Source organism: Micromonospora sp. NPDC048170 (assembly GCF_040652795.1).
In the GTDB taxonomy this organism is placed as follows: Bacteria; Actinomycetota; Actinomycetes; order Mycobacteriales; family Micromonosporaceae; genus Micromonospora.
Genome location: NZ_JBEZMR010000006.1, coordinates 120,067 through 145,339, shown reverse-complemented (window position 1 = coordinate 145,339; position 25,273 = coordinate 120,067). Strand labels below are relative to the sequence as shown.

General features: G+C 70.8%; 13 protein-coding genes. 9 read left to right on the top strand and 4 right to left on the bottom strand.

Annotated features, from left to right (window positions below; genetic code table 11):
* Window positions 1–583 precede the first annotated feature (583 nt).
* The gene (locus AB0D32_RS12420; RefSeq protein ID WP_357088422.1) at window positions 584–3,439 is read left to right on the top strand and encodes an AAA family ATPase; all 2,856 of its coding nucleotides are present in this window, start codon (window positions 584–586) and stop codon (window positions 3,437–3,439) included.
* A 178-nt stretch (window positions 3,440–3,617) separates the two neighbouring features.
* On the top strand, window positions 3,618–7,652 hold the full coding sequence (locus AB0D32_RS12415; RefSeq protein WP_357088420.1) for a S8 family serine peptidase: 4,035 nt from the start codon (window positions 3,618–3,620) through the stop codon (window positions 7,650–7,652).
* 514 nt (window positions 7,653–8,166) lie between these two features.
* Here AB0D32_RS12415 and AB0D32_RS12410 read toward each other — a convergent pair.
* Entirely contained in the window at window positions 8,167–8,634 is a 468-nt protein-coding gene (locus AB0D32_RS12410) for a VOC family protein (protein WP_357088418.1), read from the bottom strand.
* A 111-nt stretch (window positions 8,635–8,745) separates the two neighbouring features.
* On the opposite strand from AB0D32_RS12410, the gene AB0D32_RS12405 reads away from it, so the two are divergent.
* Together AB0D32_RS12405 and AB0D32_RS12400 are read left to right on the top strand one after the other, a co-directional pair.
* Window positions 8,746–9,729 (top strand): transcriptional regulator, encoded by a 984-nt coding sequence (locus AB0D32_RS12405; protein WP_357088416.1) that lies wholly within the window; start codon window positions 8,746–8,748, stop codon window positions 9,727–9,729.
* A gap of 459 nt (window positions 9,730–10,188) precedes the next feature.
* Complete coding sequence (locus AB0D32_RS12400) at window positions 10,189–10,917, top strand: sulfotransferase (protein WP_357088414.1); 729 nt, start codon at window positions 10,189–10,191, stop codon at window positions 10,915–10,917.
* Between the two features lie 328 nt (window positions 10,918–11,245).
* On the opposite strand, the gene ileS is transcribed toward AB0D32_RS12400, so the two are convergent.
* On the bottom strand, window positions 11,246–14,368 hold the full coding sequence (gene ileS, locus AB0D32_RS12395; protein WP_357088411.1) for an isoleucine--tRNA ligase: 3,123 nt from the start codon (window positions 14,366–14,368) through the stop codon (window positions 11,246–11,248).
* A 773-nt stretch (window positions 14,369–15,141) separates the two neighbouring features.
* On the opposite strand from ileS, the gene AB0D32_RS12390 reads away from it, so the two are divergent.
* From AB0D32_RS12390 to AB0D32_RS12370, 5 genes are all read left to right on the top strand, one after another.
* Window positions 15,142–16,089, top strand: a complete 948-nt coding sequence (locus tag AB0D32_RS12390; RefSeq protein WP_357088407.1) for an ABC transporter ATP-binding protein — start codon at window positions 15,142–15,144, stop codon at window positions 16,087–16,089.
* A complete protein-coding gene (locus AB0D32_RS12385; RefSeq protein ID WP_357088404.1) occupies window positions 16,086–16,862 on the top strand; it encodes an ABC transporter permease in 777 nt (258 codons plus the stop codon). The genes AB0D32_RS12390 and AB0D32_RS12385 overlap by 4 nt, the downstream gene beginning before the upstream one ends.
* On the top strand, window positions 16,859–17,689 hold the full coding sequence (locus tag AB0D32_RS12380; RefSeq protein WP_357088402.1) for an ABC transporter permease: 831 nt from the start codon (window positions 16,859–16,861) through the stop codon (window positions 17,687–17,689). Before AB0D32_RS12385 ends, AB0D32_RS12380 begins: the two co-directional genes overlap by 4 nt.
* A gap of 461 nt (window positions 17,690–18,150) precedes the next feature.
* Window positions 18,151–19,101, top strand: coding sequence for a GNAT family N-acetyltransferase (locus AB0D32_RS12375; protein WP_357088399.1), 951 nt, complete (start codon window positions 18,151–18,153; stop codon window positions 19,099–19,101).
* A 21-nt stretch (window positions 19,102–19,122) separates the two neighbouring features.
* On the top strand, window positions 19,123–19,362 hold the full coding sequence (locus tag AB0D32_RS12370) for an acyl carrier protein (protein ID WP_357088397.1): 240 nt from the start codon (window positions 19,123–19,125) through the stop codon (window positions 19,360–19,362).
* Between the two features lie 4 nt (window positions 19,363–19,366).
* Here AB0D32_RS12370 and AB0D32_RS12365 read toward each other — a convergent pair whose 3' ends face one another.
* Complete coding sequence (locus tag AB0D32_RS12365; protein WP_357088394.1) at window positions 19,367–24,181, bottom strand: amino acid adenylation domain-containing protein; 4,815 nt, start codon at window positions 24,179–24,181, stop codon at window positions 19,367–19,369.
* Window positions 24,168–25,127: a zinc-binding dehydrogenase gene (locus AB0D32_RS12360; RefSeq protein WP_357088392.1), complete on the bottom strand. Its 960-nt coding sequence runs from the start codon at window positions 25,125–25,127 to the stop codon at window positions 24,168–24,170. The genes AB0D32_RS12365 and AB0D32_RS12360 overlap by 14 nt, the downstream gene beginning before the upstream one ends.
* Window positions 25,128–25,273: the final 146 nt, after the last annotated feature.

The following is a 25,273-nucleotide window of genomic DNA, read 5'->3' as shown; positions in this document are numbered from 1 at the left end:
GAAGTGACTTTTCCGAAGTGTCGATCTCGGGGCTCAGGTCGGCCGCGCTGGATTGCAGAGTCGCCCCCGCGTGTCCTCCCGGACCCGTCCTGACAAGCTTCGCGTCGGCCACCATTGCCGGTAGATCACCCACCGTGCCACCGAGAAGAACCCCCGGTCGGCCAGGTTCAGCGTCCCCGGCTCCACCGCGTCGGTCAACCGGTCGGCCAGGGCCTGCTCACTGACCCCGCACGAGTACGTCGACAGCCAACACGAATGCGCCCGTCGGCGGCGCGGCATCGGCAGTTCCGTTGTGTCCCACTCCCGCCGCGAGATCGTCGAAGCGATCCGCTACCTCGACCACAACAGCTGCACGCGGCCGGCCCGGTTCCCGCCCTGTTCTACCTCGGCTCAGTTACTCGGCTCCGAGCTGTCAGCCGGCGCTCACGTGTTCGCCACCGAGGCCGATGGGCGTACGCCGCTGGTGCCCGACACCGCCACGCAGCACTTCGGCCCCGTGGTAGCTACTCGGCGCTACGCGCGCTGCGGCAATACTCGGCTACCGAGCTCATCGCCGCGGGCGTCGATGCGAGGACCTGTTTGAATGATCGCAGAGGCGAGCGGAGGCGGCACGATGACGCTGGTCGGCACGGTTCTGGTGGGACGCCAGAAGGAGTTACGACGTCTGGTGTCCACGGTGACCCGCCCGCCCGCCGTCGTCGTGGTGGAGGGCGAGGCGGGCATCGGCAAGAGCCGACTCGTCGCGGAGATGGCCGCGCATCCGGAACTGGCCGGCCGGCTGCTGCTCACCGGCGCGTGCCGGCGCATCCGCGAGCCGTTCCCACTTGGCCCGGTCGTGGAAGCACTGCGCGGCACCGGCGCGGCACTCGCGATGGCCGAGCTGTCGCCGGTCGCGGGCGCGCTGCGCGGGTTGCTGCCTGAGTTGGCGGCGGTGCTGCCGCCTCTGCTGGAGCCCCTGGACGACCGTGCGGCCGAGCGGCACCGGCTGTTCCGCGGCCTGGCCGACGTGCTGGGCGCGCTCGGGCCGGCGGTGCTGGTCGTGGAGGACCTGCACTGGGCCGACGACCAGACGATCGAGTTCCTGGCCTACCTGCTAGCCGTAGCGCCGGCCACGGTGTCGGTCGTGGTCACCTACCGGGGCGAGGAGGCCACGGCCGGCATCAGGGAGATGACGGGACGGCCGGCCGACGCCGTCGTGCGCGAGCACCTCGTGCTGGAGCCACTCGACTCCGAGCAGACCCGCGTGCTGGCGGCCGCCATCCTGGAGGAGGAGGGGGTCACCACCGAGTTCGGCGCCCATCTGTACACGCTGTCGTCGGGGCTGCCGCTGGCCGTACAGGAACTGCTGGCGCTGCTGCGCTCACGCGGCGCGCTGATCCGGCTGCGCGGCGGCCGGTGGGCGCGTCGGGCGCTGGAGGAGCTGGACGTGCCGCGCGGGGTGCGCGACTCGGTGCGTGAGCGGGTGGCCAGGCTGCCCGAGGCGGCGCGCGGGGTGGCCGAGGCGGCGGCGGTGTTGCAGGTGCCGGTGGCCGTACCGGCGCTGAGGGAGGTGGCCGGCCTCGCCCAGGCGGAGTCGGTGGCCGGGCTGGACGAGCTGCTGATGTCCGGTTTGCTGACCGAGCGGGACGGGCTGGTGGTCTTCCGGCACGTGCTGGCCGCTCAGGCGGTGTACGGCGGGATCCCGCTGGGCCGGCGGCAGGAGCTGCACGAACGCGCGTCGGCCGCGGTGCGCGCGGTGGATCCGGTGCCGCTGGGGCAGTTGGCGCACCACCTGCGCCGCGCCGGGCTGCTGGCGGAGTGGGCGGGGATCGCCGAGCGGGCCGCTGAGCAGGCGTCGGCTCTCGGCGACGACGCGGAGGCGGTGCGGATCCTGGAGGACGTGCTGCGCAGCGCGCCTCTGGAGCCGGAGCGGCGAGGAGAGCTGGCCGTACGCCTGGGCTGGGCGGCGGCCCAGGTGCTGCGGCCTCCGGCCGTGGTCGACCTGCTCTCCGATGCCCTGGAGTCGGCCGGCCCCGGCCTGAAGCGGGGGCAGCTGCACTTCCTGATCAGCATGTTGCACGAACGGCTCGGCGGCGACCCCGCCGTGCAGCGCCACGCCCTCGCGGCCGCGGTCGAGGACCTCGGCGAGCGTCCGGACCTCGCGGCCTGGGTGATGGCGGCGCTCGGCCGGCCGATGGATCCCACCGTGTCCGTGGCCGAGCACGCCCGCTGGCTGGACCGCGCGCTGGAGACCGTGCCCGCCATCGGCGACCCGGTCGCCGAAGTCTTCGTGCTAGGGAAGGTCGCGATGTCGCTGATCTGCATCGGCGACTCGCGCTGGGCGGAGCTGGCCGGCGACATCCGGCAGCGGACCGGCGACCGGCCCCGGCATCGCCAAGAGGTCAACGCCTACCGGTCCATCGCGGAGAACGCCTGCTGCGCCGGGCACTTCGAGATCGCCGACCGGCTGCTGGCGGCCGCCACGCTGGGCGCCGCCGAGGACGGCGAGCCGCTGGCCAGGTGCCGCCTCGTCGGCCTGCTGCTGGCCTACGGCCGGGGCCGGTGGGAGGGGCTGGACGACCAGGTGGCGGAGCTGCTGGAGGAGTACGACGGGCGGCCGTCCGACCGCATCACCGCCGAGACGGTCGCGGCCTGCCTGGCCCTGGCGCGGGGCGACCTGGACACCGCCAGGCGCGACCTGCCCGTCGTTGTACGGCGCACCATCACGCTGGGTGGATACGAGCTGCTGCCGCTGTCGGTGACCGCGTTGCTGCGGCTGTCGGCGGATCCGGGCGAGGCCCGGGCAGCGATCGAGGTGTGGGACACCAAGGGGTTGTGGCCGCTGTCCGTACGCGTGCTGCCCGCGCTGGCCGCCGCGATGGCCGGGACCGGCGGGCATGACGAGGCCGTCGCCCTGGTCGCCCGGCTCTCGGTGACGCTGGACGGGCTGGACGCCCCGCTGGCCGCCGCCGCCCTGACGCACGCGCGTGCCCACCTGAGCGGCGACGCCCAGGGGTTCGCCGCGGCGGCCGACGCCTATGACCGGCTGGGCGCGCCGTACGAGGCGGCGCAGGCGCGCGAGCAGGCGGCCGAGGCGCTGTTCCGGGCCGGGGACCCGGACGCCGGCGAGGGCCTGCGCGCGGCGCACGCGGCCTACCTGGAGCTCGGCGCCCGGTGGGATCTGGACCGCGCGGCGCAGGCAGCGCGCAGGCACGGCGTGGCGGTGAAGGGACGCCACCCGGGCGGCCCGAACGGTTACGGTCCCGCGCTGTCGCCCCGGGAACGCGAGGTGGCCGAGCTGGCAGCCGTCGGGCTGACCAACCGGGAGATCGGCAAGGAGCTGTTCCTGTCCCCCAAGACGGTGGAGAAGCATCTGAGCGCCGTGCTGCGCAAGCTGGGGCTGCGCTCCCGCGCCGCGCTCGGGGGCTCGGGCGCGCTGAATGGGGGATCTGCCCCATAGTCCCGGCGTACCCGCGACGGCGAGGCTTGCGGTATGCCCGAATCCGACGACCTGGGTGACCCGAACCCGGACGACGCAGAGCCGGCCCCCACCCCCGAGGAGGCTCCGGAAGAGCCCCCGGACGGCTTCGAGCCGGTCTGACACCCCCCATCCCCCACACCCGAAGGGCTAGTTCCGCATGTCTCCACGCAGATCCCGCGGCCCATCGCTCCTGGCGGCCTCGATCCTGGTGCTCAGCACCCTGGTCGCGCCGGGCGCACCTCCCGCGCTGGCCGCCCCAGCCCCCCAGCCCTCCACGCCCGGTCCGATTCCCCTGGCCGGGCTGAGCCCGGGCTCCAAGAGGATCACCCTGGTCACCGGCGACGTCGTCAGCCTCGTCGAGGCCGGCGGCGGCAAGTACGCCGTGAAGGCCGAGGCCACGCCCCGCCCCGACGGCACCCGGGCGCTGCTGTCCACGCTGGCCAGCCCGAAGGGGGTCTACGTCACCCCCAGTGACGCCATGCCGGCCATCCAGGCGGGCCGTCTGGACCGGGAACTGTTCAACGTCACCTACCTGGCCGAGAACGGCTACACCGACGACAAGACCAAGCAATTGCCGGTCATCGTGCAATACCCCGCGCAGCGCAGCGACGCGTCCGTCGCCGCCGCGGCCCAGGCGATCCCGGCCAGCGAGCCCGCCCTCACCCTGGAGAGCGTGAACGCCGCCGCGGTCAAGGTCACCAAGGCTGAGGCGGGCACGTTCTGGCAGGCGGTGCGGGCCGTACCTGAGAAGAAGGACGCGAGCGGCTTGGCCGGGCTGGCCAACACGCCGGACATGCTGCGCGGCGACATCGCCAAGGTCTGGCTGGACCGCAAGGTCAAGGCCGACCTGGACGTCAGCGTGCCGATGATCGGCGCGCCGCAGGCGTGGGCCGGCGGGCACGACGGCACCAGCGTGAAGGTTGCCGTCCTGGACACCGGCATCGACGCCACCCACCCCGATCTGGCCGGCAAAATCGTCGCCAGCAAGTCCTTCATGCCCGGCGAGGACGTCAAGGACGGGCACGGGCACGGCACCCATGTGGCCTCCACCGTCGCCGGATCGGGCGCGGCGGCGAACGGCAGGTACAAGGGCGTCGCCCCGGGTGCCCAGCTGATCATCGGCAAGGTGCTCGACAACTCCGGCTCCGGCACCGACTCGGGTGCCATCGAGGGCATGGAGTGGGCCGTCGCCAACGGCGCCAAGGTGGTGAGCATGAGCCTGGGCAGCAGCCCCACCGACGGCACCGACCCCGCGAGCCAGGCGGTCAACGCGCTGAGCGCCTCCAGCGGCGCGTTGTTCGTGATCGCCGCAGGCAACTCCGGCGCCGCCGGCGCCGAGACGGTCTCCTCCCCCGGTGCGGCCGACGCCGCGCTGACCGTGGCCGCGGTCGACAAGGAGGACAAGTGGGCGAGTTTCTCCAGCCAGGGGCCGCGCTTCGGTGACGGCGGGCTCAAGCCCGACATCGCCGGCCCTGGCGTGGCGATCACCGCCGCGCGTGCCGGGGGCACCATGATGGGCACCCCGTTCGACGAGCACTACACAGCAGCCAGCGGTACCTCGATGGCCACGCCACATGTCGCGGGAGCTGCGGCGATCCTGGCGCAGCAGCACCCGGACTGGACCGGCCAGCAGATCAAGGCCGCGCTGATGTCGACGTCCAAGGACAACGACATCAGCGTGTACAAGCAGGGCGCGGGCCGGGTCGACGTGGCCAGGGCGTACACCCAGAAGGTCTTCGCCACCACCACGGGGCTCGACTTCGGTGCCCTCACGGAGGAGAGCGGGCCCACGAGCCGGGACCTGACCTACACCAACCTGAGCGGGCAGCCGGTCACCCTGACCCTCACCCCTGGCCTGCGCAAATCGGACGGGAGCGTGGTGGAGGGCGCGCTCAGCGTGGCCGACGCGACGCTGACCGTGCCCGCCTCGGCGACCGCGACGACCACCGTCAGCCTCGACTCCAAGGGCCTGGCTCTGGACACCTACACGGGCGTGGTGACCGCGGCCGCCGACGGCGTCCAGCTGCGCACCCCCGCCGGTGCGGTGCGCGAGGCGCCCAAGGCCACGCTCACCATCCACACCCTGGGCCGGGACGGCAAGCCGTACAGCCCCTGGGGCCAGGACACCATCGACGTGTCCGGCGGCAAGGGCGTCATCGGCGGCACCCTGCTGAGCGAAGTCGGGACCACGGTCACCCGCGTTCCGCAGGGCGTCGTCAGCGTGACGCAGGGGCTGCTCTGGGTCGACGGCGACGACCGGCACAACCTGGCCTTCCTGTTCCAGCCCGAGATCACCGTCACCGGCGACACGGAGATCACGCTCGACGCCCGGAAGCTGTCCGAGGTGCGCTTCACCACCCCGCAGCCGGCTGAACCGCTGAACAACTCCCCCACCATGGCCTACCAGCGGACCGTGTCCAACGGCACCTCCTACATGGGTGCCATCTCGACGAACACGCCGATCGGCTCGTGGGCCCGGCTGTGGGCCCTGCCCACGAAGACGGTCACCAAGGGCGGGTTCCGCTTCCACACCCGCTTCACCCTCGGCCGGAGCGAGGTCGCCATGAGCGTGCGCAAGCCGCGCGCACCTGCCCTGCACCCGGCGGCCCCGATGCACGGCTTCGACGTCTACGGGAATCACCTACAGCAGGACACCTTCCCTGACTTCCGGCCGTTCACCGGCACCCGTGATCTGGACGTCGTCGATGTCGGCGAGGGCAGGCCCGAGGACATCGCTGGCCGTGACCTACGCGGCAAGCTCGTCCTCATGGAGGCGCCGATGGCAGCGGGCCTGTTCGGCGAAGTCTGCGGAGCCCAAATCGAGCGGATCGGCCAGATCCGCGACGCGGGCGCGGCCGCGATCGCGCACTTCCCGAAGCCGGGGAGCAACTGCGCGATCCCGCTCGGCCTCGCGCAGAAGCCGTTCACCGGCCCCCCTAAGCCGGTCGGCATCCCCAACGTGTCTCTGCCTTCCCGCGAGGCGCTCGACCTGCGCGAGCGGCTCAGCGGCGGGGAGCGGCTCACCATCCGGGTGACCGGCACCGAGGAGTCGCCCTACACCTACACCTTCGCCCCGTACGAAGAGGGCCGCGTGCCCCGCTCGCTGCACTACACCTTCAGCGAGCGGGACCTGGCCCGGATCGACATGGACATCCACACCGTCGCACCGCAGCGCTACAGCGACTGGCGGTACGCGTGGAAGACCGACGACCTCCTCCCGCTGGCGTCGCAGCCCTCGGAGTGGGGCACACCCAGGCTCACCCTGCCGGAACGGCGTGACTGGGTCGGACCGCTCGACCCCGAGGTCGTCAGCTCGCACGGCATGTGGGAGATACCCGATCCGCTGCGCTCCTCCGATGCGCGACCGCAGTGGGCCCTGGAGGTGTTCGACAAGCCGATCCGCACCCGGCAGTCGTGGCTGACCGCCCCCTTCACGCCCGGCGCCGCGACCGGCCCGGACAGCCTCTACAAGCTCGCCAAGCCGGGCACGAACCTCGGCTGGAGCTTCCGGTGCATGATCTGTGTCCAGGGCGACAGCCTGTGGGCGGAGTTCGAGCTCAGCAACGGCTCGTCTGGCACAAGGCAGTACAATTCCGACTACTGGGCCAACCCCTTCGAGCCAGGCATCGACGTCGGCCTTTTCCGGGACGGCAAGGAGATCCCGCGCACCCCGGCCTTCGGTACCGACGTCCTCCCGCTCTTCACCCTGCCGGAAGGCCCGGGCAGCTACCGGCTGACCGCCAAGAACGCCCAGCACGACACCGAGTGGACCTTCACCACCCCGGTGGCGGCCGACCCCCTGCCCGGATCGTTCTGCTCCCTCGAAGTGCTGTACGGCACCGCCAAGCCCTGCAAGCCGGCCCCGGTCGTGTTCGTCAGCTACGACCTGGGCGACACCCTGGACGCCGCCAACAGCGTGCGTGCGGGCCGCACGCACACCTTCACCGTCTCCCCCTATCACTCCCCGTCCGCTTCCAAGATGCCCGACATCGCCGGCCTGAAGCTCTGGGCCAGCACTGACGACGGCGCCACCTACACCCCCGTCGACGTCAAGCGTGACCGGGACGGCACCTACACGGCGAAGGCCCGCTACGGGGCCGCCAAGGGCGCCGTCACCCTGAAGGTCGAGGCCTGGGACGAGGCAGGCAACACCATCAAGCAGACCACCGTCCGCGCCTTCACCCTGAGGTAACCGTGGCGGGCCTTTCCCCGAAGGCGGGCGACAGCTCCGGCCAGCGCCCGGCCGTGCACAGCGCGGGCGGGGGCCGGCGGTCGATGGGCGCGGGCAGCGTGACCACCGGCCGCCGCTCAGGGGAAAGGCCCGTCCACACGTCGAGCCGAAGAGCATGATGAAAACGGGCACCGCGAAGTACGCGGTGTCGACCTCACCAGCCATGATGCGTAGCGCGAGCTGGCGCGGCTCGCCGATCGCCTGGGCGACGATTTCATCGTCGGCATCGTCCTCTACACCGGAACCTCCACGCTGCCGTTCGGCGACAGACTCCGCGCCATGCCAGTCAGCGCCCTGTGGTAGGTGCCCGCGCCGCCAGCAGATTGACCTCGCCCCCTTGCAGGTCGCTCCCAGCAGGTGAGACCCACAGACACCGCCGACCAGCGACCGATCGCGCAGCCGGTGGACATCGTCTGGCACCGGGACGAGGCGGCCGGGCGGTGTGCCGCCTCGTCCCGGTGCCAGCGGGCGAGGATCAGGCGTTGGTGTGCTGGGCGGCGACGTCGAGGATCCAGGTGATGCCGAAGCGGTCGGTCAGTATCCCGAACGCCGGCGACCACTGCGCCGGGCCGTACGCCTCGACGACGGTGGCGCCGTCGGCCAGTTTCTCCCACAGCGCGCCGACCTCTTCGACGGTCTCGCCGCGGACGGACAGGAAGAACGGTTCGCCGGTCAGCGTCATACCGTTCTCACGCCGCGTGGAGGGCGCCGGCGTGATGCCGGCTCCGGCCTGGCTGGGCACGTCGTAGGCCATGACGCGGAAGCCGTCGTCGTTCGCGACCTGGCCCCAGACGACGTTGCCGGCGTCGGGCAGTTCCTTCGGCATCCCGAAGTCGCCGTACGCGATGACCGTCATCTCGCCGCCGAACACCGACTGGTAGAACTCCAGCGCCTCTCGGGCGTTGCCCCGGAAGTTGAGGTGGGCGGTGGTGGTGATGCTCATCGAGACTCCTGGTGAGAGTTGTTTCCGGGCGCGTTGTCCGGCCGGCGTCATCACCAAGGTTCGACGGCGTAGGTGACAGGTTGTGGCACCTACTGCGGATAGGTTCAACGCATGCCGAAAACGTCCGGCCGCCTGCTGGCCCTGTTGTCGCTGCTGCAGACGCGCCGCGACTGGCCGGGCACGCTGCTGGCCGAGCGGCTCGACATCAGCCTGCGGACTGTACGCCGCGACATCGACCGGCTGCGCGAGCTCGGCTACCCCATCGTCGCCGTCAAGGGTCCCGACGGTGGCTACCGGCTCAGCGCCGGCACGGAACTACCGCCCCTGCTGTTCGACGACGAGCAGGCCGTCGCCCTCACCATCGCGCTGCAGATCGCCGCCACCACACCGGGCGACGGCACCGGCGAAGCAGCAGCACGGGCGTTGACCACCATCCGGCAGGTCATGCCGTCCCGGCTCCGGCACCGCATCAACGCCCTCCAGATCACCGCCGTCGAACGGCCCACCACCCGACCGACCGTTTCGATCGACGGCGACGTGCTCCTGGCGATCAGCTCCGCCGTGCAGGCCCACGAGATCCTCCGCTTCGACTACGGCTCCGAGATCGCGGACGAGCCCCCGCGCCGCGTCGAGCCGCACCACGTCGTCACCTGGGACGGACGCTGGTACCTCGTCGCGTGGGACCTCGACCGGGCGGACTGGCGCACCTTCCGCGCCGACCGGATCACCCTGCGCATCCCCAACGGACCCCGCTTCAAGCCCAGGGAACTGCCCGGCGGCGACGTGACCACCTTCGTCGTCAACAGGTTCCGCGGCGCTGACGACGGCAGCATCGACTGGCCCTGCCAGGGCACCGCGATCCTCGACCTGCCAGCCGCCACCGTGGCCCTCTACACGCACGACGGGATCATCGAGGAGTTCGGCCCGGACCGCTGCCGGCTCACGCTCGGTTCCTGGTCCTGGCCCAGCCTCGCCGCCGCCATCGCCCGGTTCGACACCGAGATCGAGGTAGTCGGCCCCGCCGAGCTTGTCGACGCCTTCGGCCACCTGGCCCGCCGCTTCGCCAGGACCGCCGCCGGCCCAACCCCGGCGTGACTTCTTGACCGAGTGCGCGCACATGCCGCGAGACGGCGGATCCGCAGCGAACGATCCGTAGGAGCCCCATGTTCGCCGAAGCGCCGGGGTCATCCTCGCAGCGCTTCGCTTCGTGTTTGGCCATCTGGGGCCGCTCGCCCTTGCCGACCTTGCGCGGGTCCGGCCCGTCGCAGCGGATGACGGGGACAAATGGCTTGCACAGGCGCCGGGCTGGGAGTTTGACTGCCCGCCATGCCTCTCCCCTCACCGATCTTCGTTGCGGGTACGGGTCGTTCGGGAACGTCGCGGATCGCCGACATCATCGGCGAGCATCCGCTGATCCATCGGATTCCCATGGAGACCAGGTTCCTCGTCGACCCGGGTGGCCTACGGGATCTGACCGACGCACTCACCGGTCGATACGACCCCACCGTCGGTGAGGACGCCCTGCACCGGCTGAGCGACTTTCTCACCGTACGAGTGCCCGGTCGGCGCGACGATCGCGGCAAGACCGTTCCCGAGCTGGTCGGCGAGCGGCGCTATCGGGACGCGGTGCAACAGCTCTGGCCGCAGTTGATCGCGTACACATACGACGAGCCTGCGCCCGCGGAAGGCTTCGGGAACGCCGACCGGCCTGCCGGGCCGTTCGCGCCGCTGAGCCGCCGGCGGGTACTTCCCAGGTATTTCAGCGACCGGGGCGAACTGCTCGGAATCTTGCGGGGTCTGATCGACACCATGTTCGGCGGAGCAGCCGCCGACGCGGGCAAGTCGACCTGGTGCGAGAAGACACCGTTCAACCTGCTGTGCATGGAGTTCCTCTGGGAACTGGTCCCCGAAGCGACCATCGTGCACATCAAGCGTCACCCGGTCTCGGTGCTCGCATCCCACCTGGCCCAGCCGTGGGCACCGCCCACCGTCGATGGCGCGCTCGCCTACCTCAAGCCGGTCTACCACCGATGGCTCACCTCGAAGAACACGCTCGACCTGACGGGCAGGCGATACATCGAGGTGAAAGCAGAAGATCTCGCAGCCGACTGGCCCGGGCAGCGCCGTGCCCTGTTCGAACGGCTCGACGTCGACGACTTCGCCACCCCTTCGACGTTTCAGTCGCACAGACTGACGAACCGCAACGACCGGTTCGACGACGAAACCCGCGAGTTCGTCGAAGAATCACTCGGCGAGATCATCCCGGCCATGGGATATGAGTGAGGGCTCTGGCTGTCGCGAAGAGACCTGCCCCCGACGGGGCGGCCGGGTCCCTGTCAGCGGTCCATCGACGCCACCCGACCGGCGACGACACCCCGCCGTTGGCGAGACAGCTCCGAACGAGGGCAGCCACCGCCGGTCATGGTCGGTCGTGTGGACCGACCATGACCGGCGGTGGCTGCCGGATAGCGGGTGGACGCCCGGCGGTGGCGGTGCGGTTCGCCGACCTGACGCCGACATCAGGGCACGTTTCCGCAGGCCGGAGCCCCGCCGCCAGGTGCGTGACTCCGTACGGAGCCTGCCGGCGCCGCTACCGACCGGGCCCGGCGCGCTACGCCTTGCGGATCCAGAAGGTCAGGCCGAGCGATTCGTCGGTGAATGCCTGAGCGTCGGGCCACGCCGGCTCGTCGGCCGTGTAGCGGGTGGCAAGCACCTCGTCGGCGACGAGGTCGCGGTGCTCGGTCAGAGCCAACGCGGTGTCCTCCCGAGACGTGACGTACCGCAACTCGATTCGGTCGACGACGTCGAGGGAGCTGGCCTTGCGCGCCTCCTGGATCTGCCGGATCGCGTCGCGCGCCAGCCCTGCCCGCCGCAGCTCAGGGGTCAGGTGCAGGTCCAGCGCCACGGTGGCGCCGGACTCGGCGGCCACGGCCCAGCCCTCTCTGGGCGTCTCGGTGATGATCACCTCGTCCGGACCGAGCGTCACCGGCTCGCCGTTCACCTCGATGCTGGCCGCGCCGGACTCCCGCAGTGAGTCGCGGAGCGTTGCCGCGTCGGCCGCTGCGATCGCCTTGGCCACCTGCTGCACGTTCTTGCCGAAGCGGCGGCCGAGGGTCCGGAAGTTCGCCTTGGCGGTGGTGTGCACCAGAGACGACCCGGCAGCGCTGATCGGGACCACCGAGTGGACGTTCAGTTCCGCTGCGATCTCCGCGAGCAGTTCGGCAGGGAGCTGCTCGAAGCCGGCTGCGGACGCCAACGCGCGGGACAACGGCTGGCGTACCCGGGCACCCGAGTCGGCGCGGGCCGCCCGGCCCAGCTCGACCAGCCGGCGGACCAGGGCCATCTGCACGGACAGCGCCGGGTCGATCAGGGATTCGTCGCTCTTCGGGTACTCGGCCAGGTGCACCGACTGCACCGCCGTAGGATCGACCGCCACCACGATGTCCTGCCAGACCCGCTCGGTGATGAACGGAACGATCGGGGCCAGCAGCAGCGTCACCGTCGACAGCGCCTCGTGCAGGGTGGCGAGCGCTGCGGGGTCGCCCCGCCAGAAGCGCCGCCGGCTACGCCGCACGTACCAGTTGGAGAGGTCGTCGACGAACGCGGCGAGCAGCTTGCCGCTCTCGTGGGTGTCGAACGACGCCATCGCCGCGTCCACCTTGCGTACCAGTGTGTGCAGCTCGGAGAGCACCCAGCGGTCCAGCACGGGGCGGTCGGCCGGCGCCGGGTCCGACGCCGACGGCGACCAGCCGGCGGTACGCCCGTACAGCGCCTGGAAGGCGACGGTGTTCCAATACGTCAGGAGGACCTTGCGGACCACCTCCTGCAGGGCGGCGTGACCGACGCGACGCGCCGACCAGGGGGAGCCGACGGCCGCCATGAACCAGCGCACCGCGTCGGCGCCGTGTGTGTCCAGCAACGGGATCGGCTCGAGGATGTTGCCGAGGTGCTTCGACATCTTGCGGCCGTCCTCGGCGAGGATGTGGCCCAGACAGACCACGTTCTCGTAGGAGGAACGCCCGAAGACCAGCGTGCTGACCGCCATCAGGGTGTAGAACCAGCCCCGGGTCTGGTCGATCGCCTCGGAGATGAACTGCGCCGGGAACCGCTTCTCGAACAGGTCCACGTTCCGGTACGGGTAGCCGAACTGGGCGAACGGCATCGCCCCGGAGTCGTACCAGGCGTCGATCACGTCGGGCACCCGCGTCGCCGTGGCGCCGCAGTGGCAGGGGAACGTCACCTCGTCGAGGAACGGGCGGTGCGGGTCCAGGCCGGAGAGGTCCTCGCCGGTCTTCTCACTCAGCTCCGCGAGGGAACCGATGCAGGTCAGGTGGCCCTCCGGGCACCGCCAGATGGGCAGCGGCGTGCCCCAGTACCGCTGCCGGGAGAGCGCCCAGTCCACGTTGTTGCGCAGCCAGTCGCCGTACCGGCCGTTCTTGACGCTCTCCGGCTGCCAGGAGGTGCGCTGGTTCTCGCGCAGCATCTCGTCCCGCACGGCGGTGGTCCGCACGTACCAGGACGGCTGCGCGTAGTAGATCAGTGCGGTGTGACAGCGCCAGCAGTGCGGGTAGCTGTGCTCGTAGTCCACGTGCCGGAACAGCAGACCGCGGGCCTCCAGGTCACGGACCAGCGGGGTGTTGGCGTCCCGGAAGAACAGGCCACCGACCAGCGGCAACTCCGGCATGAAGGTGCCGTCGCGGCGCACCGGGTTGACCATCGGCAGCCCGTACGCGCGGCAGCTGGCCAGGTCGTCGGCACCGAATGCCGGCGACTGGTGCACCAGGCCGGTGCCGCTGTCCGTGGTGACGTACGAGGCGAGGATGACGATGTGCGCTCCGGGCACCTCGACCAGGTCGAACGGCGGCCGATAGGTCCACCGCTCCAGTTCTTTTCCGCTGAACGACTCGCCGGTCAGCGTCCACCCGCCCCCGAGCACGGAGTCGACCAGCGGCTCGGCGATCACGACCTCCTCCCCGTCTCCGGTGGCGACCACGTAGGTGACGTCGGGGTTGACCGCGACGGCGGTGTTCGACACCAGCGTCCACGGCGTGGTCGTCCAGACCAGCAGCGCGGCCCGTCCGGCAAGCGGGCCCGAGGTGAGCGGGAACCGGACGTAGACCGACGGGTCGACGTCGATCTCGTAGCCCTGGGCCAGCTCATGGTCGGACAGGGTGGTCTGGTCGCGTGGGCACCAGGGCGCGACCCGGAAGTCCTCCACCAGCAGACCCTTGTCGAAGATCTGCTTGAGCGACCACCAGACGGACTCGATGTATTCCGGGTCCATCGTCCGGTAGGCGTCGTCCATGTCGACCCAGTAGCCCATGCGCTCGGTCAGCTCAGCGAACGCGTCTGTGTGCCGGGTCACCGACTCCCGGCAGCGGGCGTTGAACTCGGCGATGCCGTACGCCTCGATGTCCTGCTTGCCGGTCAGGCCGAGTTCCTTCTCCACGGCCAACTCGACGGGCAGGCCGTGGCAGTCCCATCCCGCCTTCCGGGCGACGTGGAAGCCCTTCATCGTGCGGTAGCGGGGGAACACGTCCTTGAACACCCGCGCCTCGATGTGGTGGGCGCCGGGCATCCCGTTCGCGGTGGGTGGCCCCTCGTAGAAGACCCACTCCGGGCGCCCCCGCGACTGTTCCAGGCTGCGGGCGAAGACGCTGTTGGCGTGCCAGAAGTGCAGGACCTCATGGTCCAGGGCGGGCAGGTCGACCTGAGCAGGTACCGGGCGGTACATGAATTCCTCCGTCGGGCGTCATGGCGCTTCCCACGGAGGGACGAGACATCGTCCCGCGGTACCACCCTCCTTGACCGTGACCGGCACGGCCCTCTCATCTGTGGCGCAGTCGGTTCTAGTCGGCCGGTGGCCTTTCCTCCGACGGCTCCGGGGTGATCTTCCCGTCGGGCACACCACCGGGCTCACACCGTCCCCGGTTCGCTCTGGGCTGCGTTCGGCGGTACTCGTCCCCATCAACGCCTCGCGCCCGCCATCGTACCTCAGGGAAAACCCGGAGCCGGCTCGTACCGCTCCCGGGCCGCAAGGTGACTCAACCGATCCTGCCATTCTGGCCGGGTGACGACGAGCTTGGCGCCGCTGCCGCCGATCACCAGGTCACGCTACGTAACCGAATGGGAACGTGTCGACGGTCACTGGACCATGTAACGGCCGGGAAGAAGCGGGACCAGATCCCCGGACCCGGAGGTCTCGCGGCCGGTGTCGGCCGCCGAAGTCGACTACGAGCACGATCTCAATGCCGGCGCCGACCCTCAGCGTGTCTCACATTGGAATGCCCACCCGCCCCGCCCCCCTGGCCCACCCACAGCGGTTTCAGTATCGCAGGAATTGCACTGGGTAACCCCCGATACGGAAGTCGGGAGGACACCGTCGGTGACTTCCCAACCGCCCTGGACGACGTCTATATTGGCCAGGCCAACCGGCCAGCGGCCGGGTGTGGCGGACGTCCGCGTCACGAGCGCCGGGCCGGCCAGCACCGCGACAAAGGAATCTGTATGCCAGCGGTTGTCGAAATTCGCGAACTGGTCCGCACGTATCGGACACGACGCAAGGCCGAGGAGACCGTAGCCCTCGGTGGCGTCACCCTGACTGTCGACGACAGTGAGATCCTCGGCCTGCTGGGGCCGAACGGAGCAGGCAAGACCACGCTGGTCAAGATTCTGTCCACCGTGCTCCTGCCCACCTCCGGCACCGCGAGGGTGCTCGGAAAGGACCTGGTCACTGCTTCGCGGGCGGTCCGGGAGAACGTCGGTGTCGTTTTCGGTGGCGAGCGGGGTCTGTATCCCCGCATCAGTGCGCGGCAGAATCTCGCCTTCTGGGCGGCGCTGTACCGGCTGGACCGCCGTACCGCCCAGAACCGCTGCGCCGAACTGCTCGAACGAATGGGGCTCGCCGACCGCGCGGATGAACCGGTGGAGACCTTTTCCCGGGGCATGAAACAGCGCCTGCACCTCGCTCGTGGGCTGATACACGGGCCCCGGATCCTGTTTCTCGACGAGCCGACGACGGGGATGGATCCGGTCGCCGCCCGCGATTTCCGCGTACTCGTACGGGAATTGCGGCAGGAAGGGTGCACCGTTTTTCTCACCACGCACGACATGGCCGAGGCCGAGGCCCTCTGTGACCGGGTCACCCTCATCGACCGCGGCCGGCTCGTCCTCGACGAACCGACCAGGCACATCGGCCGGTACCTGGACACCCGCGAATGCGTCGACTTCACCTGTGACGACCCGGCGGTGCTGGCCCAGGTGCCGGAGTTGGCGTTCGTGGAGAGTGTCGAGCCACGTGACGGCGGCCACCGGGCGCTGCTGAGGGAGCCCGCGGATGTGGCACAACTGCTGGTGTGGCTGGTCGAGCGGGGTGTGCTCTCGGCGCGCCGGAGCGAGCCCACGCTCGAGGACGTGTACCTGCGGCTGATCGGTACGAGAGCGATGTCGGTGTGAACGCGGTACGCGTCATCGCCGCGGCCTTCCGGTTACAGCTCGCCATCACCCGGCGCAGTCCGGGCCACCTGATGATCCTGCTGACCTCGCCGCTGTTCAGCGTCATCTTCCTGTCGCTCGTCGTCAGCGGCGAGCGGTCGGGAACGCTGGTGAACGGCGTACTCGCGCCGGGCTTGATCGGGCTCTGGCTGATGTCGCTGGACCTGGCCGCTTCGATCATCGAAGAGGAGCGCTGGGGTGGGCGGATGGAACTGCTGGTCGCCTCGCTCACCCCGGTGAGTCTCGTGGTGTTCGGGCGGATCGGAGTCGTCATCCTGGCCGGTGCGCTGACCTTCTTCGAATCGTGGTTGGTGGCGGTCGTCGGATTCGGGGTCGACGTACCACTCGAACGACCCGGCGTGTTCGTCGTGGCCATCCTGGCCACCTGCTTCGCGATGGCCGGCACCGCCACCCTGCTCGCCGCCGTGTTCATCAAGTCTCGGGCGCTGCACGTGTTCCAGAACGCGCTCACCTACCCGTTCTACATTCTCGGCGGAGTCCTGGTGCCGGTCGCGCTCCTGCCGGGCTGGCTGGAGCCGATCAGCCGGGTCGTCTTCCTGTCGTGGAGCGCCGACCTGCTGCGCGGCTCGATGAGCGGGGACCTGCCGGACTCGTGGCCGGCCTGGGTCGCCGTCACCGTCGGTCTCGGCGCGGCAGCGCTGGTCGCCGGGTTCCTGCTGATCAACCGGATCATCGACCAGAGCCGCGAGACCGCACAAGTGGGCCACTCATGAGCAGTCCCTCTTCTCTCCGTTCTTCCTCCTGGGGCACCGGCTGGCTCCGCCTCGGGCACCAGTCGGTGCTGTTCTCGATCGCGGAGATGCGGACGGTGCACACGTGGCGCACCTGGCTGTTCGGCTGGGTGGCCCGGCTGCTGACACAGGTGACGTTCTTCGCGTTGATCGGAAAGTTCGTCGCCGACGACGTGACCATGCAGTTCGTGCTGGTGGGCAACATCGTCGCGCTGTGTTGCCTGGAGTCGATGATCGTCGTACTGACGATGGCCGGTGAGCGCCGCCTGGGCACCTTGCCCCTGCTCGCGATGGCCCCGACCAGCCACGTGCCCGTGTACCTCGGGCGCGGTCTGCACTGGCTCGCCAGCGGCATCGCCAGCTCCGTCATCGGCTGGCTCGTCCTGCCGCCGCTGCTGGGCGTACCGCTGCCGTGGCCGGAGGCGTTGCCCGCGATGGCGATAATCCTTCTCGTCGCGCTCAGCTGCTACTGCTACGGCTGTTTCCTGGCCGGTTTCGCCGTGCGCTACCGCAGCCTTCAGGTGATCGTGCTGAATCTCGGCTACCTACCCATCATGGCGTTCTGCGGCGTGAACGTTCCGCTCTCCTTCTGGCCCTCCTGGATGCAGCCGGTTCTCCATCTTTTCCCGTTGACCAACGGTCTACAGGCCATCCGCACCGTTCTCGCCGGTGGCACCTGGTCCGAGGTGTGGCCGAAGCTCGCGGTGGAGGTGCTCGTCGGCATCGGCTGGTTCGCTCTGGCCACCGTTTCGATCAATCGCGTGGTCGCGAAGGGCCGCGCCAACGGCACTCTGGAGTTCGGAAGTTGAGTGCGGGGACGCAGTCGCCACAGGTCTGACCCTGCCGACGTCAACACCGCAGCGGACGTGGGGTGTCACGGCTCCGCTCCCACGCGGGTGTCCGCCATTCTTCGAAACGCCGAGAGCACTACTCCGGTGGCCGCTCCCATCAATTACCGGCGCGGCGAATCCGTTGTCGGCGAGCTGCGCGCCACAGGCGGGACAGCCGCGCGGCAGCACACTCGCCGGCGTCAGCGAGGGCTGCGCCAGCTGACCGAACGCACCGGACCGGTCACACCGGGAATGGGGCGTCGATAATGCACGCCGATTCCGACGACTTCATTGACAGTGCCAAGGTCAGGCCCCTAGCATTTCTCACAATGTCGCAGCCTGATGATGGTTCCGTAACGGTCAGCACCGATTTGGTTGCGGTTCTGCGTGACGTGGGGCCGGCGCTGGTCAGTGAAGTCGACCGGCTCGAAATGATACGGGTGGACCGGGCCCTGGCGGATATCGGCCAGGCCGCGAGGTACGTCGTCCTCGGGTCCGGGCAGCCGGGTCCACTGGGCCTTCTCACGGTCTATCCGGTCAGCTCGCCGTACACCGTGACGCCGCATCCCCGGCTGGTGCTCGACGGGTCGGAGGCGACCCGGGGCTGGCGGACCGGCTGCTACCTCGGTTCGCTCGGCCGGGCACCGGCGATGGTCTCGGTGAGCCCCGCCGCCGAGGCGGGTCCGGTCCGGGCAACTCTGCTGGAAGCCGGCTGGAAGCTGGTGCTGGAACAGTCCGCGCAGCTGGATTTCGCGTGTTTCCCGCTGTTGGACGACGACCTGCTGGCGGCGGTGATGCCGCTGGTCGCGGCGGACGACCCGGTGCTGGTGGAGAGCAACGAGGCGTTCGTCCCGGTGTCGGTCGACTCCTTCGCGGGCTACCTGGCGGCGCAGTCGTCGAGTCGCCGGGAGATGATCCGCAAGGAGCAGCGGCGGTTCCAGGCGGCGGGGTTACGCGTCGTCGAGGTCGACCTTTCGGAACGGCACAGCCAGCTGGCGCCGCTGCTGCGGAACGTGGAACTCAAGTACGGGGTGGCCGGCTCCGTCGAGGACTACGGGAACTACCTGCTCAGCATCGCGCGCACGCTGGGCGATCAGGCGATCTGCCTGGCGGTGTTCGGCGACGACGATCCACACCAGAGCGACCCGGTCGCGTTCACGGTCATCTGGCGGCAGGACAAGGTGTGGCGGGTCCGGTGCTGGGGCTGCGACTACGAGCAGACCGCCGGCACGTACTCGTACTTCAACGTGGTCGTCTACGAACCGGTGCGGCTCGCGATCGAGGCCGGCGCGCAGCGGCTGATACTCGGTCGCGGCAGCCTCGAGGCGAAACTCGCCCGAGGTGCCGAACTGCTGCGGCTCACCAGCGTCGCCGTGCCACTGGCACGATGAGCAAGGGATAGAGGGAAACGCATGTCTGGCGATGTCACCGCGCAACTGGTCACCATCTGGCGGACGGCGCTGAAGAACGACGCGCTCGGTGCGGAGAGCGACTTCGTGGACTTCGGTGGCACGTCGCTGACGGCGGTGCGTATCCGGGCGCTCATCCGGACGGATCTGGCGAAGGACGTCGATCTGCTCGACATCCTCGACTTCCCCACTCCGACCGCGTTGGCTCCCGCCGTCGCGGCAGCGCCCGACTGGAGCGAGTAGCCGGTCAGGTGGCCAGCGCCGCCGCCAGGCCCGCGATCGTCGGATAGCGGAACAGGTCCAGCAGCGCCACCTCCCGCGACAGCCGACGGGACAGCTCCGTCTGCACCTTCAGCATGCCGGCCGACGTACCGCCGCAGTCGAAGAAGTTGACCTCCGGACCCGCCGGTCGCACGCCCAGCACCGTGCTCCAGACCTGCGTGATCGTGGCTACCAGCGCGTCGGCTCCCCGTACGGGGGAGGCTGGCGCGCTGGTGGCGGTCTTCGCGATCTCCCCGAGCCGGGCCATGTCCGGCTTGCCGTTCGGTGTCAACGGGAACGCCGGCACGACCATCACCCGGCCGGGCACCATCGTGTCCGGCAGCCGCTCGGCGAAGTGCCGGATCATGGTGTCGCTGGTCAGCGCCCCCGGGTCGCCCTCCACGAAGGCGACGACCTCGGTCGACGACGATCGGACAGCCGTCGTCACCACGCAGTCGCGTACCAGGGGATGTTCCCGGGCCACGAGTTCCAGCTCCGCCGGTTCCACCCGGAGCCCGTTGACGCTTATCTGCCGGTCCGCCCGCCCGCTGATCACGACCGTGCCGTCCGGCCGGACGTGGCCCACGTCGCCGGTGCGGTACTCGCGCACCCCGTCCCTGAGCCGGAACTGCCGCGCCGTCCGGGCCGGGTCGCCCACGTAGCCCAGGGCGAGATACGGGCTGCGTACGACGATCTCGCCCGTGCCGTTCACCGGCGCGGGCGCGCCGGAGGGCGTCACCACCGAGACCTGCGCGGTCGGTCCACCGAAGCCGATTCCCGCACCGGTCCCCAGGTCCGCCACGCTCACCACCTGCGGCGTCTCGGTGGTGCCGTAGTACGACATCAGCCGCGCCCGCGGGAACAGGATGCGGGCATCGGCAGTTCCCACGCGCGTCATCGCGGCCCCGCCGAACCCCACCAGCCGCACCGACGGCAGCGTGATGCCCTCGACGACCGCCGCGGCACTCAACAGCCGTCCCAGGGCGGGCGTCAGGTGCAGCACCGTCGGCTCGATCTCGGCGAGCCAACGCATCATCGCGACCTGCGACTCCAGCGCCGCCGGCGGTGGCACGAAGAGCCGTGCGCCGATGGACAGCGGCGTGAGCACGTCCCGGAACAGCGGATCGTGCCCGACGCCGGACAACAGGACGAACCGGTCCTGCGCGGTGAGGTCGAACCGCGGCACGTACCACTCCAGGAATGCCCGTAGTGGTTCCTCACCGGCGGCGATGGCCGCGGGTGCACCGGTGGTGCCGGAGGTGAAGGCGACGTACGCCGTGCCGTCGGCAACGGCGGCGCCCGCACCCCGGTCACCTCCGCCGAGCTGGCCGACCAGTTCCGGGTACTGCCCGTCGGTGGCGTCCCACCAGTGGCTGACCTGCGCCTGCCCGCTCATGCGGCGCAACCGGGCGAGCGGCTGCGACGCGTCGAACAACACGAACGGAACGCCCGCCGTGAGCGCCGCCAGCACGCCGACCGGCAGCGAGGCGGTACGCCCCGCCACGATGCCGACGGGCCCCTTGCCGCGCCAGCCGGCAGCGAGCTCCGTGACCGCCGCGTCCAGTTCCGCGTACGAGTACACGTTGCCGACCGCGGGTGCCGTGCCGTACCGCGACACGGCCTGCCGGAACCGCTCCGCGATGTGCGGGCCCGGCGCGACGAAGTGTCGGGGCGTCCGGCCAGGGTCGTGCACCCCGAAGTCGAGGTCGGAGATCGCACCGTCCGGCGCGGAGGCGGCCATCGGCAGCAGCGCGCACAGGTGCTCGGCCATCGCCCGGGCCTGGTCGGCCTCGAAGAGGTCCGCGTCGTAGACGACCTCGATGCTCAGGCCGGCGCCGTCCTCAACGAAGTACCAGGACAGGTCGAAGAGCGCCCCGGCCAGCGGCACCGGCAGCGGCTCGACCACGCAGCCGGGCAGCCGCAGCGGGGCCGGCGGGTAGGAGAGCATGTTGCACCACATCTGGAACAGCGGGTTCGCGCCCGGCGTACGGGGGGCGTTCACCTCGCGTACCAGCACGTCGAACGGGACATGCGGGTGCGCCAACGCGGCCATGAGCCGCTCGTGCGTGGCGGCGGTCAGCTCCGCGACGGTCGCGTCTTCGGCCACCTCGCAGCGCAGCGGCAGCGAGTTGTTGAAGAAGCCGACCAGGTCCTCGGCCCGCAGGTCGTCACGCCCCGCCACCGGCATGCCCAGCAGGAACTCGTCGCGACCGCTGTACCGGGCGACGACCACCTGGACGCAGGTGACGAGCACGGCGAACACCGTGGTGTGCAGCGCCCGGGCCAGTTCCCGGACGGCGTCCATGGTGGACGCCGGCACCGGCGTCGTGACCCGGCCGCCACGAAACTGTGGCCGGGCCGGCCGTACCCGCTGCACCGGCAGCCGCAGCGGCTCCGGAATCGAGGCCAGCTCCCGTCGCCAGAAGTCCAGCTCGGCGGTGACTGTCTCCTGGTACCCGGCGGCCTGCTGCTCGGCCGCCAGGTCGATGAACTGCACCGGCAGCGGCTCCCACGCCGGCGGCTGACCGGAGCGTACGGCCTCGTACGCCAGCCCGAGATCGCGCTGGATCACGGCGAACGACCAGCCGTCGGTGATGATGTGGTGCGCCAGCAGCAACAACGCGTGCTGGTCGGGCGCGACCCGGAACAGCACCGCCCGGAACAGCCGGCCCCCGGACAGGTCGAAACCCGCAGCCGCGACCTCGGCCTCACACCGCGTCGCCAGCTCGGCCTCCGACACCGTCACCACCGGCAGGTCGGTCGGCTCGTGGTCGACGACGCGCAGGACGTCCCGGTCGGCCACCGTCGTGATGATCGTGCGCAGCGCCGAGTGCCGTTCCACCAGCAGGTCCAGCGCCGACGAGAGGGCGGCGACGTCGAGGTCGCCGGTCAGCCGGTGCAGCGCCGCCAGGGTGTACGCCTGACAGTTCGGGTACAGCCGGTGGAGCAGCAGCAACGCCTGCTGTGCCGGCGAGAGCGGCCCGATCCGCCGGCTCGGCCGCGCGGCGCCCGGCGCCTGGGTGGTGGTCGCCTGAGCGTCGATGGCGGCGGCGACGGCGGACACGGTGCGGTGCCGGTAGACGTCGGCCACGGTCAGGGCGACGCCGAAGTCGCGCCGGATCCGCCCACCGAGGCGCACCGCGGCCAGCGAATGCCCACCCAGCGCGGTGAAGTCGGCGGCCACGTCGATCGCCTCGACGCCGAGGACCTCCGCCCACAGGCGGGCCAGCGCCGCCTCCGTCGGCGTCCGCGGCGCGTTGTCGCCGGTCGGCGCGATCGGCGGGGAACGCCGGGCAAGGGCTGCCCGGTCGAGCTTCTCGTTGGCCGTCAACGGGAACTCGGCGACGAAGACCACCCAGTTCGGCACCATGTAGTCCGGCAGCAGCTCGCGCGCGTGCGCGAGAAGGGATTCGGCGGTGCCCGCGCCGGTGACGTAGGCGCAGAGCGTCTCGGCGGCCGACTCCGGCTGCACGACGACGGCGCCCGCCACGCCGGGGTGGCGTTCGAGCACCGCCTCCACCTCGGCCGGTTCGACGCGGAATCCGCGCAGTTTGATCTGCCGGTCGACGCGTCCGCAGTAGACGAGGTTGCCGTCGGGACGCCGTCGCACCAGGTCGCCGGTGCGGTACAGGCGTGCGGAACGGGCGGTGTCGAACGGGTCGGGGACGAAGCGTTCCCGGGTGAGTTCCGGCCGCCGGTGGTAGCCGAGCGCCACCTGGACCCCGCCGACCCACAACTCGCCGACCTGTCCGGCGGCGACCGGACGGCCGTCGGGGTCGAGGACGTGCGTCGTGACGCCGCGTACCGCCGTGCCGATCGGGGTCCGGCCGTCGTCGGGCTCCGGGCCGTCACCGGTGATGTCGTACGCGGTGGCGATGACGTGGGTCTCGGTCGGCCCGTACGCGTTGACGATCTTCAGCCCCGGTACGGCGGCGGCGATCCCGTGCAGGAGCCGCTCCGGGATCGGTTCCACGCCGACCATCAGCCGTCGCAGCGTGAGCGCACCCGGATGCGCGTCGACCCACGCGCGCAGCGCCGGCAGGACCGCCGGTGGCAGGTACGCGGTCGCCACCGCGTGCCGGGCCATCAGGGCGAACATCGCCGCCGGCTCCAGCCGTACGTCGTCCGGTACGACCAGCAGGGTGCCGCCGGCGAGGAGGACCGAGAAGATCTCGTACACCGACGCGTCGAAGCCGACCGACGACCACATCGTGCCGACCGCGCCCGGGGCGAGCGGTTGCCGCGCCGCGAAGTCGGTCAGCAGGTTGTGGATCCCCCGGTGGTGGCAGAGCACCCCCTTGGGCGTGCCGGTGGATCCGGAGGTGTAGATGAGGTATGCCGGGTCGTCTCCGCGCGCCATCGGCTGCGCCACCGGTACGTCGGCCGGCGCCGCCCAGTCCAGGTCGATGACCGGCGCCGTCGTCCCGGGGAGGGCGGACGCCGGCACCCGCAGGACGGCGGCCGGCGCGGCCTCGCCGAGCACGGCGGCGACCCGGCCCGGTGGCGTGTCCGGGTCGATCGGCAGGAACACCGCGTCGGCGGCGAGCGCGGCGAGGACACCGAGGAGATACTCGGTCGACCGCCCGGCGCAGACCGCGACGACGTCGCCTGGCGCGACACCGGCGGCCCGTAGTCGCCCCGCCAGCCACGACGCGGTGGTGAGCAGCCGCGCGTAGCTGACCGTCTCGTCGCCGGAGCGGATCGCGGTCAGTTCGGGATCGCGCCGCCCTGCCGCGCTGACGAGCGCGAACAGCCCCTCGTCAGCCGGTGACGTGAGCGGTTCCCCGTCAGCCGGCGACATCGAGGATGAGCTTTCCCGTCGTCTCCCGGTTGGCCAGCGCCGTCAGCGCCTTGCCCGCCTCGGCCAGCGGATACACGTGCTCGGTGACCGGGGTCAGGGCGCCCTTGCCGATCATCGCGAACAGGCCGGTCATCGTCTCCGCCGTGATCCGCGGGTGCCGGGTGACCAGGTCGTTCGCCCAGAAGCCGAGGACGCTGCGGGAACCCTGCATCAGCGACTCGAGGCGGATCGGCGTGCTGCCACGGCCCGACGCCGCGCCGTAGGTGACCAGTCGGCCGAGCCGCCCCAGCGATGCGAGCGCGGTGTCGAGGGCAGCGCCGCCCGACATCTCCAGGTACAGGTCGACCGGCTTGCCGTCGTTCGCGGCGACCAGTTCGTCGGTGAGGTCCTCGGAGGTCGGGTCGAGCGCGACATCGGCGCCCAGCCGGACCGCGAGGTCACGCTTGGCCTCGGTGGACGCGAGCGCGATCACCCGCTTGGCGCCCCACGCCCGTGCCAGCTGCACCGCCAGCGACCCGACGCCGCCTGCGGCGGCGGTGACCACCACGGTGTCCTGCCGGGTCATCCGGCCCGTGGTACGCAGGATGTGCCACGCCGCGAACCCCTGGTTGGCCACCGCGAGTGCCTGCAGGTCGGTGATTGCGTCCGGCACCGCGACCAACGTCGCGGCGGGTGCGGCCACGCACTCCGCCCACGCCCCACCGGTACGGGGCAACGCGACGACCCGCCGCCCGTCGGGGTCGGTGCCGACCGCCTCGATACCGGGGACGTACGGCAACGGGGGCCGGTAGCTGTAGGAGCCTTCGACGACGTGCTTGTCAGCGAAGTTGATGCCGGCCTTCGCGACCCGGACGAGAACCTCGTTCTCACCCGGCACCGGTTCGGCGAAGTCGGTCGCCGAAAGCGACTCCGCGGGGCCGAATCGCTCCACCACGACGGCTTTCACACTGCCTCCCACCGAAACACCGGCATCACCGCACCCTGCGGCCGATGATCTGACCCAACAGCGTTGCCCCCACCGACCGCGCGGAGTCGACAACGAAGAACCAATCCCCGACCTGCCGTACGGGCAGCGCGGCCGAGCGGCCGTGG

Excerpts from the sequence above, each read along its gene's own strand:
- AB0D32_RS12420 (WP_357088422.1), top strand. The coding sequence starts at position 584 with ATGATCGCAGAGGCGAGCGGAGGCGGCACGATGACGCTGGTCGGCACG.
- AB0D32_RS12415 (WP_357088420.1), top strand. The coding sequence starts at position 3,618 with ATGTCTCCACGCAGATCCCGCGGCCCATCGCTCCTGGCGGCCTCGATC.
- AB0D32_RS12410 (WP_357088418.1), bottom strand. The coding sequence starts at position 8,634 with ATGAGCATCACCACCACCGCCCACCTCAACTTCCGGGGCAACGCCCGA.
- AB0D32_RS12405 (WP_357088416.1), top strand. The coding sequence starts at position 8,746 with ATGCCGAAAACGTCCGGCCGCCTGCTGGCCCTGTTGTCGCTGCTGCAG.
- ileS (WP_357088411.1), bottom strand. The coding sequence starts at position 14,368 with ATGTACCGCCCGGTACCTGCTCAGGTCGACCTGCCCGCCCTGGACCAT.
- AB0D32_RS12390 (WP_357088407.1), top strand. The coding sequence starts at position 15,142 with ATGCCAGCGGTTGTCGAAATTCGCGAACTGGTCCGCACGTATCGGACA.
- AB0D32_RS12380 (WP_357088402.1), top strand. The coding sequence starts at position 16,859 with ATGAGCAGTCCCTCTTCTCTCCGTTCTTCCTCCTGGGGCACCGGCTGG.
- AB0D32_RS12370 (WP_357088397.1), top strand. The coding sequence starts at position 19,123 with ATGTCTGGCGATGTCACCGCGCAACTGGTCACCATCTGGCGGACGGCG.
- AB0D32_RS12365 (WP_357088394.1), bottom strand. The coding sequence starts at position 24,181 with ATGTCGCCGGCTGACGGGGAACCGCTCACGTCACCGGCTGACGAGGGG.